Source organism: Stenotrophomonas maltophilia group sp. LNF247, from assembly GCF_054083135.1.
On the sequence record NZ_JBSRQL010000010.1, the window covers coordinates 107,174 to 120,947 of the forward strand.

Annotated in this window: 18 protein-coding genes; 8 read left to right on the plus strand and 10 right to left on the minus strand. The window is 67.5% G+C overall.

The annotated features are described in order from the left end of the window. Positions 1–8 precede the first annotated feature (8 nt). Positions 9–929, minus strand: a complete 921-nt coding sequence (gene prmA, locus ACTXG9_RS11960; protein WP_026347109.1) for a 50S ribosomal protein L11 methyltransferase — start codon at positions 927–929, stop codon at positions 9–11. 163 nt (positions 930–1,092) lie between these two features. Between prmA and ACTXG9_RS11965 the strand changes: the two genes are divergently transcribed. Together ACTXG9_RS11965 and ACTXG9_RS11970 are read left to right on the plus strand one after the other, a co-directional pair. Further along, complete coding sequence (locus ACTXG9_RS11965) at positions 1,093–2,058, plus strand: hypothetical protein (RefSeq protein ID WP_456115651.1); 966 nt, start codon at positions 1,093–1,095, stop codon at positions 2,056–2,058. Further along, the gene (locus tag ACTXG9_RS11970; protein ID WP_010481078.1) at positions 2,055–2,429 is read left to right on the plus strand and encodes a hypothetical protein; all 375 of its coding nucleotides are present in this window, start codon (positions 2,055–2,057) and stop codon (positions 2,427–2,429) included. Before ACTXG9_RS11965 ends, ACTXG9_RS11970 begins: the two co-directional genes overlap by 4 nt. 96 nt (positions 2,430–2,525) lie before the next feature. On the opposite strand, the gene accC is transcribed toward ACTXG9_RS11970, so the two are convergent. The 4 genes from accC to ACTXG9_RS11990 form a co-directional block, all read right to left on the minus strand. Beyond that, positions 2,526–3,893, minus strand: a complete 1,368-nt coding sequence (gene accC / locus ACTXG9_RS11975) for an acetyl-CoA carboxylase biotin carboxylase subunit (RefSeq protein WP_021203259.1) — start codon at positions 3,891–3,893, stop codon at positions 2,526–2,528. A gap of 10 nt (positions 3,894–3,903) precedes the next feature. Continuing rightward, complete coding sequence (accB, locus tag ACTXG9_RS11980) at positions 3,904–4,383, minus strand: acetyl-CoA carboxylase biotin carboxyl carrier protein (RefSeq protein WP_019660824.1); 480 nt, start codon at positions 4,381–4,383, stop codon at positions 3,904–3,906. A 58-nt stretch (positions 4,384–4,441) separates the two neighbouring features. Beyond that, positions 4,442–4,885 (minus strand): type II 3-dehydroquinate dehydratase, encoded by a 444-nt coding sequence (gene aroQ, locus ACTXG9_RS11985; RefSeq protein ID WP_019660823.1) that lies wholly within the window; start codon positions 4,883–4,885, stop codon positions 4,442–4,444. Between the two features lie 319 nt (positions 4,886–5,204). After that, positions 5,205–5,921 (minus strand): DOPA 4,5-dioxygenase family protein, encoded by a 717-nt coding sequence (locus tag ACTXG9_RS11990; RefSeq protein WP_111102227.1) that lies wholly within the window; start codon positions 5,919–5,921, stop codon positions 5,205–5,207. A 166-nt stretch (positions 5,922–6,087) separates the two neighbouring features. Here ACTXG9_RS11990 and ACTXG9_RS11995 point away from each other — a divergent pair, with 166 nt between their 5' ends. After that, a complete protein-coding gene (locus ACTXG9_RS11995) occupies positions 6,088–6,915 on the plus strand; it encodes an isocitrate lyase/PEP mutase family protein (protein WP_456115643.1) in 828 nt (275 codons plus the stop codon). A 57-nt stretch (positions 6,916–6,972) separates the two neighbouring features. On the opposite strand, the gene ACTXG9_RS12000 is transcribed toward ACTXG9_RS11995, so the two are convergent. Further along, positions 6,973–7,506: a hypothetical protein gene (locus tag ACTXG9_RS12000; protein WP_049407907.1), complete on the minus strand. Its 534-nt coding sequence runs from the start codon at positions 7,504–7,506 to the stop codon at positions 6,973–6,975. A gap of 125 nt (positions 7,507–7,631) precedes the next feature. Here ACTXG9_RS12000 and ACTXG9_RS12005 point away from each other — a divergent pair, with 125 nt between their 5' ends. Both ACTXG9_RS12005 and ACTXG9_RS12010 read left to right on the plus strand, forming a co-directional pair. Next, positions 7,632–8,228, plus strand: coding sequence for an NAD(P)H-dependent oxidoreductase (locus tag ACTXG9_RS12005; protein ID WP_019660820.1), 597 nt, complete (start codon positions 7,632–7,634; stop codon positions 8,226–8,228). 16 nt (positions 8,229–8,244) lie between these two features. Beyond that, entirely contained in the window at positions 8,245–8,838 is a 594-nt protein-coding gene (locus ACTXG9_RS12010; protein ID WP_021203264.1) for a TetR/AcrR family transcriptional regulator, read from the plus strand. 13 nt (positions 8,839–8,851) lie between these two features. On the opposite strand, the gene ACTXG9_RS12015 is transcribed toward ACTXG9_RS12010, so the two are convergent. After that, the gene (locus tag ACTXG9_RS12015; protein WP_258391425.1) at positions 8,852–9,568 is read right to left on the minus strand and encodes a D-alanyl-D-alanine carboxypeptidase family protein; all 717 of its coding nucleotides are present in this window, start codon (positions 9,566–9,568) and stop codon (positions 8,852–8,854) included. 199 nt (positions 9,569–9,767) lie between these two features. Between ACTXG9_RS12015 and ACTXG9_RS12020 the strand changes: the two genes are divergently transcribed. Next, entirely contained in the window at positions 9,768–10,334 is a 567-nt protein-coding gene (locus ACTXG9_RS12020) for a GIY-YIG nuclease family protein (protein ID WP_111097633.1), read from the plus strand. A gap of 7 nt (positions 10,335–10,341) precedes the next feature. On the opposite strand, the gene ACTXG9_RS12025 is transcribed toward ACTXG9_RS12020, so the two are convergent. Further along, positions 10,342–10,485: a hypothetical protein gene (locus tag ACTXG9_RS12025; protein ID WP_019660816.1), complete on the minus strand. Its 144-nt coding sequence runs from the start codon at positions 10,483–10,485 to the stop codon at positions 10,342–10,344. 98 nt (positions 10,486–10,583) lie between these two features. Between ACTXG9_RS12025 and ACTXG9_RS12030 the strand changes: the two genes are divergently transcribed. Next, on the plus strand, positions 10,584–11,477 hold the full coding sequence (locus ACTXG9_RS12030; protein WP_111097634.1) for a LysR substrate-binding domain-containing protein: 894 nt from the start codon (positions 10,584–10,586) through the stop codon (positions 11,475–11,477). Positions 11,478–11,511: 34 nt separating this feature from the next. On the opposite strand, the gene ACTXG9_RS12035 is transcribed toward ACTXG9_RS12030, so the two are convergent. Next, entirely contained in the window at positions 11,512–12,228 is a 717-nt protein-coding gene (locus ACTXG9_RS12035) for a transporter substrate-binding domain-containing protein (protein ID WP_111097635.1), read from the minus strand. An 81-nt stretch (positions 12,229–12,309) separates the two neighbouring features. Here ACTXG9_RS12035 and ACTXG9_RS12040 point away from each other — a divergent pair, with 81 nt between their 5' ends. Further along, entirely contained in the window at positions 12,310–12,681 is a 372-nt protein-coding gene (locus ACTXG9_RS12040; protein ID WP_456115644.1) for a VOC family protein, read from the plus strand. A 65-nt stretch (positions 12,682–12,746) separates the two neighbouring features. Here the strand turns inward: ACTXG9_RS12040 and ACTXG9_RS12045 are convergent, their stop codons facing one another. After that, on the minus strand, positions 12,747–13,586 hold the full coding sequence (locus ACTXG9_RS12045; protein ID WP_111097636.1) for an arylamine N-acetyltransferase family protein: 840 nt from the start codon (positions 13,584–13,586) through the stop codon (positions 12,747–12,749). Positions 13,587–13,774: the final 188 nt, after the last annotated feature.

The window sequence follows — 13,774 nt, forward strand, 5'->3', positions numbered from 1 at the left end:
AACCACGATCAGGCGCGGCGCACGCCAGTGATGCGCATCCAGTCGCCGTCCTGGGTGGCCTGCAGATCATCGAACCAGGCCGCGTAGCGCTGCAGCAGTTCGCCTTCCTGGCCATGCAGGATGCCGGACAGGGCGATGCGGCCGCCGGCGGCGACGCGTGCGGCCAGCAGTTCGGCCAGCGCATCCAGCGCCGAGGCGAGGATGTTGGCGACCACGATCGGATAGGTCGCGGCCGGTTCGTCCTGCGGCAGGTACACGTGCATGCGGGCCTGTTCGCCGTTGCGCTCGGCATTGTCGGCGGTGGCGACCAGCGCCTGCGGATCGTTGTCCACGCCGATGGCTTCAGCGGCGCCCAGCTTCAGCGCGGCCAGTGCAAGGATGCCCGAGCCGCAACCGAAGTCGAGCACGCGCTGGCCCTGCAGCAGGCCATCCACGGCCAACTGGTCCAGCCAGCGCAGGCACAGTGCGGTGGTCGGGTGGGTACCCGAACCGAACGCCAGGCCCGGGTCCAGCCGTACCACGGCGGCGTCGGCGGCCTGTGCGGCGTCGGGCAGTTCGTGATTCCACGGCACGATCCAGGTACGGCTGCCGAAATCCATCGGCTGGAACTGGTCCAGCCAGGCGCGTTCCCAGTCTTCATCCTCGACCGCGCGGAAGCTGCCGCTGCTCCAGTCCAGTTCTGGATCGAAGGATTCCAGTGCGGCCAGCAGCAACAGCGCGTTGCTGTCGGCGGGGAACAGCGCGCTCAGCACCAGGGTGTCCCACAGCGGGGTCTCGCCCACGCCTGGTTCGAGAATGGCCTGTTCGTTGCTGGTATCGGCCTCGGCATCGAGCAGGGTCACGGCCAGTGCACCCACGTCCTCCAGCGCATTTTCATAGCGGGGCTGGGTGGCTTCGGTGCAGCGCAGGGTCAGTTCCAGGAACGGCATGGTGGTGGGGGCAATCGCGGGAAAGGGGGCCATGCTAGACCATCGGAGCGTCTCCGTATTGCCTGAGATGCTGTGCCTGGATGAACGAAGCCCGTTCAGACAGGCCCGTCGGGCCTTGCTAAACTTCGTGCTTTCCTGTGTGCCGTATCGCCCGCCGCCGCCGATGGCCTTCGCTCCTACCCTGAAAACCTGGTTGCTCGTGCTGCCGGCCGTGGCCGTGCTGGGCGTGGCCGGTTATCGGGCCAGCGGCCATGCTCCGGCTTCTTCGGTAGACTCGGCGGATCTGGCGGCTGGAGGGGCGGCCACTGACAGTGCGGCACCGCTGCCGGTGATGCCGGAGGCGCTCGCGCGCCGGCTGGCACCCTTCGAGCGTGGCGGTGCATTGCCGTCCGGGCTGCCCCTGGATATCCGCGCTGATCTCGAAGAGGCCACCGACCTCTACGCCTATGCACAGCGGTTGCGTGCGCAGGCGGACGAAGGCAATCACGAGGCGCGCTGGATGCTCAGCCGTGTCTACGACTATTGCGCGCAGTATGCGGTCGATCCGGGTGGCTACCGCCTGGACAACAACGTGCTGGCCGGATTGGGCCTGACTGCCGCACCGGCGATGGTGCAGGCGCGCGAACGCGTCGCGCAGCGTTGCGGCGGGTTCGTGCCGGGCGACAAGCTGGGCACGGCCCTGGTGCTGTCCGAACGGCGCAAGGCGGCTGCACAGGGCAACCTGGCTGCCGAGGCTGCGCTGTTCGCCGAGGGCGAACCGCTGCAGGACAGCCCCGAGTACCGCCGTGACCTGGTTGAACGGGTGCGCACCTCGCGTGACCCGGAGGCCTTCATGGCCATCGCACCGGGGATGGGCGTGCGTGCCTCGGGTGACCGCGCGCTCAGCGGGCTGGTGGCGGGCGAGCAGCTGAGTGAACTCGCATGGCGGCTCGCGGCCTGCGAACTCGGTCTACCGTGTGGGGCAGACAGTGTGCTGGTCAACAGTTTTTGTGCGAACGGAGGGATCTGTTCGCAGGATGGTACGCAGGATTTCCGGGATTTCGTGTATGACGCTGCGGTATCGCGGCAGGGCGCTGGGAAGATGAAGGAATGGATCAAGCGATTGGTTGGAAAGAGGAACGAGCAATGAACTACCGCCGATTCCTGCACGGGGCCAAGTTCTGGTTCTGGGTGGCCCTGTTCGTGGCCTACTCGGCCGGCGCCGTTGGCCTGTTGATGATCGATACCTATGAAGATCGCTACCGGCATCTGTCGAAGGTGGAACTGACTACTGTGAAGGCGCAGGAAGACGTGCGCCGTGCCGGTGCCAGCCAGGTGGCTGCGGTCTATCGGGCGCAGAGCGGCATGCCGTTTGCGTCGCTGCCGGCGGGCAGCACCTTCCAGGTGGTGTGGCCGGATGGTTCGACCGAGACCATGGTGATCGTCGACCCGACCTCGCCCAACGGCGTGCGTCCGCTGGCGAACTCGCAGATCCCGGCCGAAGCTGCCGACAAGCGCTGATGCGCCTGCTGTAGCACCGGGCATGGGCTCGGCGCTGCAGCAATGGAAAAGGGCGGGGATATCCCCGCCCTTTTCATGTCCAGCACGCGGCGCCGATCAGGTCAGTGCGATCGGCTTGTTCTTGCGCTCGGCAAGACGCTTTTCCAGGTAGTGGATGTTCTGGCCACCGGCCTGGAAGCCCTTGTCGCGCATGATCCGCTGCTGCAGCGCGACGTTGGTCTTGATGCCATCGACCACCATTTCGCTCAGTGCCACGCGCATGCGGGCAATGGCGGTTTCGCGGTCCGGGCCGTGCACGATCAGCTTGCCGATCATCGAGTCGTAGTTCGACGGCACGCGGTAGCCACTGTAGATGTGGGTGTCCACGCGCACGCCGGGACCGCCCGGCGGATGGAAGCCGGTGATGGTGCCCGGGCTCGGCACGAAGGTTTCTGCATCCTCGGCGTTGATACGGCATTCGATGGCATGGCCGGTCAGCACCACGTCACTCTGCTTGATCGACAGCTTCTGGCCGGCGGCGATCTTCAGCTGCTCGGCCACCAGGTCGATGCCGGTGACCATTTCGGTGACCGGATGCTCCACCTGGATGCGGGTGTTCATCTCGATGAAGTAGAAGCGGCCGTCCTCGTACAGGAACTCGAAGGTGCCGGCGCCGCGATAACCAATGCGGATGCAGGCTTCCACGCACACCTTGCCGATCTGCTCGCGCTGCTCGGCGGTGATGCCCGGTGCCGGCGCTTCTTCCACCACCTTCTGGTGGCGGCGCTGCATCGAGCAGTCACGCTCGCCCAGGTGGATGGCGTTGCCCTGGCCGTCGGCCAGCACCTGGATTTCCACGTGGCGCGGATTCTCCAGGAACTTCTCCATGTAGACCTCGCCATTGCCGAACGCGGCCTTGGCCTCGCTCTTGGTGGTTTCGATCGAGGTCTTCAGCGAGGCTTCGGCGTGCACCACGCGCATGCCGCGACCACCGCCACCGCCGGCCGCCTTGATGATGACCGGGTAACCGATCTCGCGGGCGATCTTGGTGTTGGCGACGATGTCATCACCCAGCGGGCCGCCCGAACCGGGCACGCACGGCACGCCGGCGGCCTTCATCGCGCGGATGGCCTCGACCTTGTCACCCATCATGCGGATGGTGTCGGCCTTGGGGCCGATGAAGATGAAGCCGGACTCCTCCACGCGTTCGGCGAAGTCGGCGTTCTCCGAAAGGAAGCCGTAGCCCGGGTGAATGGCCTGGGCGTCGGTGACTTCAGCGGCGGCGATCAGGGCCGGGATGTTGAGGTAGCTCTGCGGCGACGGCGCCGGACCGATGCAGACCGACTCGTCGGCCATGGCCACGTGCTTGAGGTTGCGGTCGACCGTGGAGTGCACGGCCACCGTGCGAATGCCGAGGGTGTGGCACGCGCGCAGGATGCGCAGCGCGATCTCCCCTCGGTTGGCGATGACGACTTTGTCGAGCATGGCGTGCCCCTCAGCCGATCACGAACAGCGGCTGGTCGAATTCGACCGGCTGGCCGTTCTCGCCGAGGATGGCGACGATGGTGCCGGACGTGTCGGCTTCGATCGGGTTGAACATCTTCATCGCTTCGATGATGGCCAGGGTCTCGCCTTCCTTGACCTGCTGGCCAACGGTGACGAAGGCCGGCTTGTCCGGGGCGGACGAGGCGTAGAAGGTGCCGACCATCGGCGAGCGCAGCACGTGGCCTTCCGGCAGTGCCGGGCCCGGCTTGGCGGTGCCGCCGGTGGAGGCTTCGGTCGGCGACTGCATCGGCATCGCCTGCGCCGCCGGAGCGGCCGGAGCGGCATACACCGGGGCGGCGACCGGGGCGGCGTAGCCGGCCACCGGCGCGCGCGACAGGCGCACCGACTCTTCGCCTTCCTTGATTTCGATCTCAGCCAGGTTCGACTCTTCCAGCAGGTCGATCAGCTTCTTGATTTTGCGCAGATCCATGAGGGCCTCTTTGGTTTCTTCTAGGTGAGGAGAGCGCCGTGGGCGCCCGGGTCGACAATCAGGTGGCGGATACCCGCAGCAGCGCCGCGTCCATCGCGTAGCGGTAGCTGTCGGCACCGAAGCCGCACACCACGCCCATCGCCTTGTCGCTGAAGTAGCTGTGCTGGCGGAACGGTTCGCGGGTATGCGGGTTGGACAGGTGGATTTCGATGAACGGCACCGCCACCGCCGCCAGCGCATCGCGCAAGGCCACTGAGGTGTGGGTGAACGCGGCGGGGTTGATAAGGATGAAGGCAGTGCCGTCGTTGCGTGCGGCCTGCACGCGGTCCACCAGTACATGCTCGGCGTTGGACTGCAGGCTCTCTACGGCGTGCCCGGCGGCCGAGGCCTGGGCAACCAGGGCCTGGTCGATGTCGGCCAGCGTGGTGTGGCCGTAGACCTCCGGCTCGCGGGTGCCGAGCAGGTTGAGGTTGGGGCCGTGCAGGACCAGCAGCTTCGCCATGGGATCCGGAAGACGGGAAAGGGCGGCAGTCTGGCGGAACCGGCGGATGCTGTCCAGTTCGGCGAAGTTTGCAGTGTTTCAATCGAACGTTTGAAATCTGCGGAAGCGCTTGCGGCCCTATGCGGGGCGGCGGATCAAGGCGCGCTGAATGCCGTGCGGGCGGTGGATGGATGCACGTAGGCCGACGATGGCGGCAAGGGCCACGCCGGGGGATCCGCGCCAAGCGCGGGCGACGGGGCCGGCGGTCAGTAGATCCACGCCATGCGTGGATGAAGGAAGTTCCATATGCAGCAAGCCACGCACCCACCGGAAGGGCGGGTCAGGTCTCCAGCGGCACCGTCGGCACCACGTTCGGGAACACCTCTTCCAGCGGCTCCCGTTCCCCAGGCTTCGGTGCCGGCCAGTTGTACGCGTTCACCGGCTGCGCGCGGTTCACCCACAACGCGTAATGCAGATGATCGGCGCGACCGTCGCCGGTGTTGGGATGGATCAGGATGGTCAGGCCCAGGCTGTTGAGCTGCAGCCAGGGCACCAGCACGGGGAGCAGGTCGTTGGTAAAGCCGAAATAGAACGAGGGCGTGACATGCGGCCCACGCGGCTCAAGGTTCCAGTTGCCCAGCTCCACCGGGAATCGCTCGGCGGCCCAGCGCCGTAGCAGCGCGGCCTTTTCGAAGCTGTCCTCATCGAAGTAGATGTGAGCGTGGTAGCTCTTGATGTCGGTGTAGGCGCGCGGGCGCGTGGGAAGCGTGGCCTCGCCGGGACGCACGCTGGCCGGGCGCGGGGTAGGCTCGCTGGCCGTGGCCTGGCCCCAGGGGCTGCGCCCTTCCGGTGCTGGCGGCACGATGGCGCGGAAGCCGGGGCGGCCAGGCTCGGTGGTGTTCACCGCGTCGTTGCCGCGCGGTGCTGCGGCGGCGGTCGAGGCACTGGCCAGGCCGCCAGCGGCCAGACCCGCCGAAGCGATCAGGCGTCGGCGTGCGGGCGAGAGCAGGTCGGCCCAGTGGGTGTCATCGGTGAGGGTCTGCGGGTCCGGGTGCATGAAGGGCTCCGTGGCGGCATCGTGTGGGCAGGCAAGCACGCTCGGGCACCCGCATCCACAGCGTCCAATAAGCAGGGGGCATCACCTCATGCAGGTGCGCCCCGTTGTCGTTGAGCGTGGCCGCTGGGCGGGCTAGGGTGCAGGTCTGCCGCCCCGGAGACCTTCCATGATCTCGCCCGATGCCGACACACAGCAAAAGCGCGCGTTTTTCCGCAAGCTGCACGCGCAGGGTTGCTTCGTGCTGCCCAATCCGTGGGACGTGGGCAGCGCCCGCTACCTGCAGCGGCAGGGCTTCCAGGCACTGGCCACGACCAGTGCCGGCTGCGCCTGGAGTGAAGGGCGGCCGGATGGGGCGGTTTCGCTGCAGGCCACACTGGAACATCTGCGGCTGATGGCGGCCGCGACACCGCTGCCGTTGAACGCCGATTTCGGTGATGGCTTCGGCGCCACGCCACAGGCAGTGGGCGAGGCGGTGGCGGCGGCCATCGACACCGGTATCGCGGCGCTGTCGATCGAGGACGCCAGCGGCGTGGCCGATGCGCCGCTGCGGCCGATCGGGCAGGCGGTCGAGCGACTGTGTGCAGCACGTGCGGCCATCGACCGCGCGGGGGGCGATGTGCTGCTGGTCGCGCGGGCCGAGAATTTCTTCGTTGGCGTACCGGATCTGGAGGACACCCTGCAGCGCCTGCGCGCCTATGCCGAGGCCGGCGCCGATGTGCTGTATGCACCGGGCATCAGCACGCGCGAACAGATCAGCGCGGTGGTCGCCGCTGCGGGGGCGAAGCCGGTGAACCTGCTGGTGGGTGGACCGACACCGCTGAGACTGCAGGACATCGCCGCACTCGGCGTGCGACGGGTCAGCCTGGGCGGTGCGCTGGCGCGAGCTGCGTGGGGTGGGTTGATGCAGGCGACCCAGCCGATCGTGCAGGACGGACGCTTCGATGGCCTGCAGCAGGCGGCTTCGGGCGCGGCGTTGAACGCGCTGTTCCGCTGACACACACCCAGGCCTGCAATGGATCCAGCCCGGGCGTGGATGGACGCGCGCCTGCGACTACAGCGCTTCCATCCCACCCCTGGGCAGCGTCACGCCCGGCTCCAGTGCCGGCAGCAGTTGCCGCAGCAGTGCCGGGTTGTCCAGCATCGCCGCGCCGTCCAGATAGCGCCATTGCGTTGTACCGACGCGTCGCACAGCAACCATGAATGACGTGCTGCGCATCGGCGCTTCGCGCACGCGCAGCAGTGACTGGCGCGGTACGAAGCAGACTTCCTCGTCACCGGCCGCATAGGTGCGGCCCGGCACGCCTGCCTCGTCGCTGATGATGGTGACGCCGGCCTTGCGCAGCGCCTTCACCGTGTCGCGGGTCGCCCGCGCATAGGCCTCGTCGCCACCGGCCAGCTGCTTCAGGCTGGGATGGGTACGCGCGATGATCAGCTCGGTATCGCCACGGGCGAAGGCGCCCATCATCGCCTGCACCTCCTTGCGCAATGCGGCCGAGTCTTCCGGACTGAGTTCACCGGCCAGCGCGGGCGTAACGTCCATTGCCATCGGCAGGGCCAGCAGAAGGGCAAGCAGATACCGGTGCATCGTCGGGCAGCTCAGCGGGAACCGCCGCACTATACGTTGGACGCGAAAACAGCGTCCCATCGGTGGCGCTGGTTTCCCCGGAATCGATACTTACCATTGGTAGGTATTGATGTCTGGAGATCCCCATGCACAGCCTCATTGTCATCGCCCACCCTGAGCCCGGTTCACTGACCCACGCGATGGCGCGTCGCATCGGTGATGCCATTGCCGCGGCCGACACCGGCAACACCGTGGCCTATGCCGACCTGATGGCCGAAGGCTTCGATCCGCGCTTCAACCCGCAGGACCAGGCGTTGTTCCGCAGCACAGGCGCGGTACCCGCCGATGTCGCTGCCGAGCACGCGAGGCTGGATGCCACCGATACGCTGGTGCTGGTGTTCCCGTTGTACTGGTGGTCGTTCCCGGCGCTGCTGAAAGGCTGGATCGACCGTGTGTTCACCAACGACTGGGCCTACGCGCAGGACGCGCAGGGCAGGCTGGTGAAGAAGCTGCAGCGCCTGAATGTGCATCTGGTGGCGCTGGGCGGCGCCGACGCAGCCATGGTCGAACGTCGTGGCTACGACGCGGCAATGAGGACGCAGATCGACATGGGCATCTTCGACTATTGCGGCGCACGCGTGCTGTCGTCCGACCTGCTGTTGGACGCCGATACCGGTGCCGCTGAAGCGCATCTGCAGACCGCGCTGGCGATCGGCCGTAAAATCGGTGTTCCGATGCGCTGATCGCCGTGCTCCGCCGATGCCCGCCAACGCCACCCCCACGCGCCGCCGAATGACCCGGGAGCAACGCACCCGCCAGTTGCTGGATGTGGCCTGGGCACTGGTTCGCGGAGAAGGTACCGGAGCGTTGACGCTGGGGCGGCTGGCCGAGGCGGCGGGCGTGACCAAGCCTGTGGCCTACGATCACTTCGTGACCCGCAATGGCTTGCTGGCGGCGCTCTACGATGACTATGACGGACGCCAGACCGTGGTCTTCCACGAGCGCATCGGCCGCGCCCGGGCGCAACTGGTCGATCGGGCGGCGGCCATCGCCTCCGGCTACATCGACTGCGTCCTCAGCCAGGGCAGCGAAGTGCAAGGCATCCTCGCCGCGCTGGTGGGGGCGCCGGAACTGTATGAGGTGCGACGGCGCTACCAGCAGGATTTCATCGACAACTGCCAGGTCTGGCTGGGCCCGTTCGCAACCGGCGGCACGGTGTCGCTGGCGGGGCGCTGGGCCATCCTCGGTGCGGCTGAAGCCCTTTCAGAGGGTGTTGTTGCCGGCGCGTTGGACAAGGCCGGTGCCGTGGCCGAGCTGCAGCGGCTGATCGTGGCGACGGTCAAGCGGCGCTGAGCCGCACGAGCGGTCAGCCGCCGGCCAGAGCGGCGAATCCCGCGGCCAGCCGGTCGCGCACCAGTGCGTCGCGCGCGTCGCGGCTTGCAGAGCCCAGCACCACGGTGATCAGCCGTACCGGCTGGTCCCGCCCGGGTACTGGCCGGCACGCGGTGGCGGCCAGGCAGAAGCCTGCGGCCTGGGTGTAGCCGGTCTTCAAGCCGTCCACGCCGTCTTCGCCGAGCAGGGCGTTCTGGTTGCTGCGGTTGAAGCTGCCATGGGCGAACGCGCGCTGCGCGGTGATCGCCAGGATCTGCGGATGATCGTTCAACAGGCGGGCGGCCAGCACCGCCATGTCGCGCGCGCTGGAGGCATGGTGCGGTGTGGTGATGCCCGACACGCTGGCAAAACAGGTGCTGCCCAGCCCGAGCTGGCGTGCGTGCCGGTTCATGCGTTCCAGGAATGCCGCCTGCGATCCGTCCAGGTGGCGCGCGATCGCCAATGCAGCGTCATTGCCGGAAACCACCATCAACCCTTCCAGCAGGCGCGCCAGGGAGATTGTCTCGCCGGGCACCAGGCCCATGCGCGTTTCATCGTCGGCGACCGCATGCACGTCGTCGGCGGCGATGGGGACTTCGTCGTCCCACGAACGCCCGCGCTCTTCCACACATTCGTAAGCCGCATAGGCGGTCATCAGCTTGGTCAGCGAAGCCGGTTGCCTGGCGATGTCCGCGTTGTACCGGTGAATCACCGCAAAGGTGGCAGCTTCCAGAGTGATGGACGAGGCCGGTAGGGGGGGCAGGTGCAGCAGAGGGCATGGCGGCGGTGGTGACAGCGACAGCCAGCAAGGATAGTCCGCAGCGGCTGCATGAAGCCGCACTGCCCAAGCGCCGCAGTGCACACGGTACCGCCCGGTTGCGCCCGGGCTGTTGACGAGGCAGCCTGCGCACATGCAATCGGATATCCGCATCGACGGTCGTGTCTTTGCCTATGTCTTCCCCTGTGCGTGGGAAGACTACGCGAAGATCGGCTTTTCACGTGATCCGCTCGGACGCATCAGCGCATTGCACCGGCGCTGGTTCGAGTTCTTCGACCTCGACGCCGGTGCACTGGTGGAAGCGGAAAGCGAGCGCGATGCGCGGGATCTGGAGCTGCAGCTGCGTTCGCCGTTCAAGGCGCACCGCGCACCGGCGCCGATGACGGTCCAGGACAAGGCCGGAGGCCACACCGAGTGGGTACGTGGTGCCAACCAGGCGTTGTTGCTCGCGGTTGATGCGTTGGGCGAACAGGGCTATCGCTGTTTCCCGCTGAAGGCATGGCTGCGGGCTGCGCTGCGCTTGCGCATGGACCGGCTGCACGACTGGGCGGCGGTGCAGCTTCCGGAAGAGGAAGGCCTGCGGATGCCGGGCGGCCCCGGCGAGGGTGTGCTGCGGGACACCCTCGACGGTTGTCGGGCATTGGATATCGATCCAATGCCGTGGCTGCCTGAACACGTCCAACGCTGGTATGCAGGTTGAAGAGCGTTCAACGGGTTCGCGGCCGCTGAACCGGCGTGGCCGGTTGCGGCGCGCGCGGCGGAGCCGGTGTGGACGGGCCGGCCAGCTGGCGTGCCAGCTCGGCGCTGGCCACGTGGCCGTGCAGGAACAACAAACCGCCGAAGATGTTCATGAGCGCGCCTCCACTTGAGTGGATTGCACGATACGGGCAGCATGAAGCGGCAAGAAGCGACATTTCCGCAAGCGTGACGTGAGAGGATTTCAAGCCTGATGTCCCGTGCTCCGCTCCATGCCCTGCAGGGCTTCGTGGCTGCCGCCCGGCTGGGCAACCTGTCGCGTGCGGCAGCGTCGATGAACCTGACCGTCAGCGCGCTCAGCCATCAGATGCGGCAACTGGAAGAGCGGCTCGGGCAGCCGCTGCTGATCCGCCGGCCGCGGGGTGTCTCGCTCACCCTGGAGGGACAGCGCCTGCTCGACCAGGTGGGGCCGCACCTGGATGCGATCAACGAAGCCTTCCAGCCCTATGCGGCGCGTGCCGAGCACGTGCTGACGATCAGCGCGGTGCCGTCGATGGCGTCGGCGTGGCTGGTACCGCGCCTGGGTCATTTCGTGGCTGAGCACCCACAGATCGAGATCAACCTGCAGTCGAGCGAGCGACTGGTCGATTTCGAGCGGCAGCGCCAGTTCGACGCCGCGCTGCGTCTGGGCAGCGGGCAATGGCCGGGCCTGGTGGTGGAACCGTTGTTCGATGAATGGCTGCTGCCGATGGCCAGCCCGGCGCTGATCGAACGCATGGGAGGGATCGAGCGCGTGCCGCTGAACCAGTGGCCGCTGCTGGGTGATCCGGACGGCGCCTGGGGCGCGTGGTTTGCATTGAGTGGGCAGAGTGCGCCGGCGCGGTTCGTGGCGGTGCTGGATGATTCGGAGGCGCACCATCGCGCCGCTCTGGACGGCGTGGCCCTCGGCCGAGTGACGCGGGCGAGGCTGCTGCTCGACTCCGGCCAGCTGGTCGCACTGTCCAGCCAGCGCCTGAAGACGGCGTGGCCGCATTGGTTGGTGTACCCGCAGCGCTCGGCCAGCCATCGCGGCTTCCTCGCCTTCCGCGACTGGTTGCACGCGCAGGCTGCTGAGCATGTGCGACACATGGCAGACGCGCATTTGTAGAGTCGAGCCATGCTCGACTGCATGTGTCCCGCAGTCACCGTACCAGCGTGACCGCCTGCCCGCCACGCGCGAACGCTTCCTCCAGCAACGGGCCCGCCTTGATCGCTTCCACTTCCTCGAACAGCGCCCGCAGTGCATCGGCGGGGCGCGAGGCCGGCGCCGCGACCGCCTGCTGGATCACGGTGAAACGGTCGGCCAGCACCCGATGGCCGGGATGTGCCTTCGCCCAGGCCGCCAGCGGCTGACGCACACCGGCCGCGGCATCCAGGCGCTGCTGATCGAACAGGGTGATGGCCGCCGCCGACGTCTCAGCTCGCTCGATCATCGCCTGGCGCAGTTCACGGCTGAGAAACAGGTCGTAGGCTGCACCGCGGCCCACCGCGATGCGCAGCCCCTCGCGGTCGAGGTCGGCCACCTGCTGCGCAGGGCTGTCCTCGCGCACCAGGTAGGTGCCTTCGATCTCCACATAGGGGGCGCTGAAGGCGATGCGGTCGGCACGCGCCGGATCGATCGCCAGGAAGGCCAGATCCCAGGCATCTTCGGCGGCCGCGGCAACCACCGAGGCTGCGGCGTCGTGGCAGGTGAAGCGGGCCTGCACGCCCATCCGTTGCGCCAACGCGGTCGCCAGTTCCAGTGATGGACCGCGCGGTGAGCGCGCATCGCCCTGTGCCAGCACAGGGTTGCCCAGGTTGATCGCCACGCGCAGGAAGCCGTGCGGTGCCAGCGTACGTCGATGGTCGGACAGGGACATGCAGGACTCCGCGCTGAGGGCGCTCCCAGCATGCCATTGCTGCCCTGCAAGGGGCTACCAGTGTCCGGTTATGCTGCGGACATGAACCCCATCCTGCACGTCGAGATACCGGTCACTGACCTGGCCCGGGCCATCACGTTCTACCAGCACTGGCTGCAGGTGGCGGTGGACGAACCGATCCTGCAGCACGACTGCCGGATGGCCTACCTGCCGTTTTCCGATGAGGCCGCCTGTGCCAGCATGGCGCTGGTGCGGGGGGCCGACTATCTGCCCTCCGTCCACGGTGCGCGCATCTACATCGGCGTCGATGACCTGGAGGTGAGCCTGGAGCGTGCACTGCAAGCGGGCGCTGCGCTGCGCTTCGGACCGGCCGACGCGGGCGACTGGCGCGTGGCCGAGATCTTCGACAGTGAAGGCAACCGTATTGCGCTGCAGGCGCGCGCGGTTGCGTAGAGCCGAGCCCATGCTCGGCTGCTGTTGACCCAGCAGCCCAAGCTCAGCCGAGCATGGGCTCGGCGCTACAAGGTTGCGGCGCGCGAGCGCTCCAGCCAGTCATTGATCGCCGGGTCAAGCCGCGGGTCTTCGGGCAACTGCATGCCGAAGCGTTGCTGCAGTACCTCGCGCACGTCGCCCACATCGTGCAGCGGACGCTTGTCCGGTGCCTGCCCGGGGCAGTACTCGGTGTAGTTGCCGCTGCCGATCGTGCGGCGCCAGTCCGGCCCGGTCAGCGATGCGCGCAGCTGGCCGGGGAAGCTGGAATCGGGATGGGTGCATACGTACCAGTTGCCCACCACGTTGTCGATTGGTGCCGGCGCCTGCAGGTCGAACCGATACATCGCCCGCCAGCCATCGTGGGACTCGGCCGACAGCACGAAATCACCGTTGCCAGGCAGTCGGCGCAGCAGGTAGCGCTCGTGCGGCGTGGCCTGTGGCTGCGGATCATGCAGGCGCAGCGGCACGGTCGGGGTCAGGCTGCCGAAACCGGCATCCACCAGCCAGTCATCGCCGTCCACCTGCACGCGCAGCAGCAGGTGGGTGCGTGCGGTCAGTTCGCCGTCCTGGGCGGCCAGCAGCACGCGCGCGCTCAACGGCTGTGCATCGAAGCCCAGCGCCTGCAGCAGTGCCAGCAGGCCGCCATTGAGTTCGAAGCAGTAGCCGCCACGACGGTCGTCGAGCAGCTTGCGCTGCACGCTGTCCAGGTCGATCGGTACTGCATCGCGCAGCAGGCAGCTGAGGGTTTCGAACGGCAGCAGTGCGTTGTGGCGCTGCTGCAGCAGGGTCAGGCCCGCCAGCGTCAGCGGTGGCGGTGCATCCAGCTGCAGGCGCTGCAGGTAGCGGGGGACATCGAGCGTCGTCATGGAGACACCGGGCGGGGGAGGGATGCCCACTGTGCTCCCCCAACCGGGGTTGAGGTCAAGCGCGGCGGCCGTGTCATGCCTCCGTCGCCTGCACCCGGTACAAAGGCCGCGTCCACCAGCGATGGGGGGACGCAGACGAAGAAAGCCCTAAAGTTGTCCTGAGTCAGGCCGATACAGATGCGTCTTTC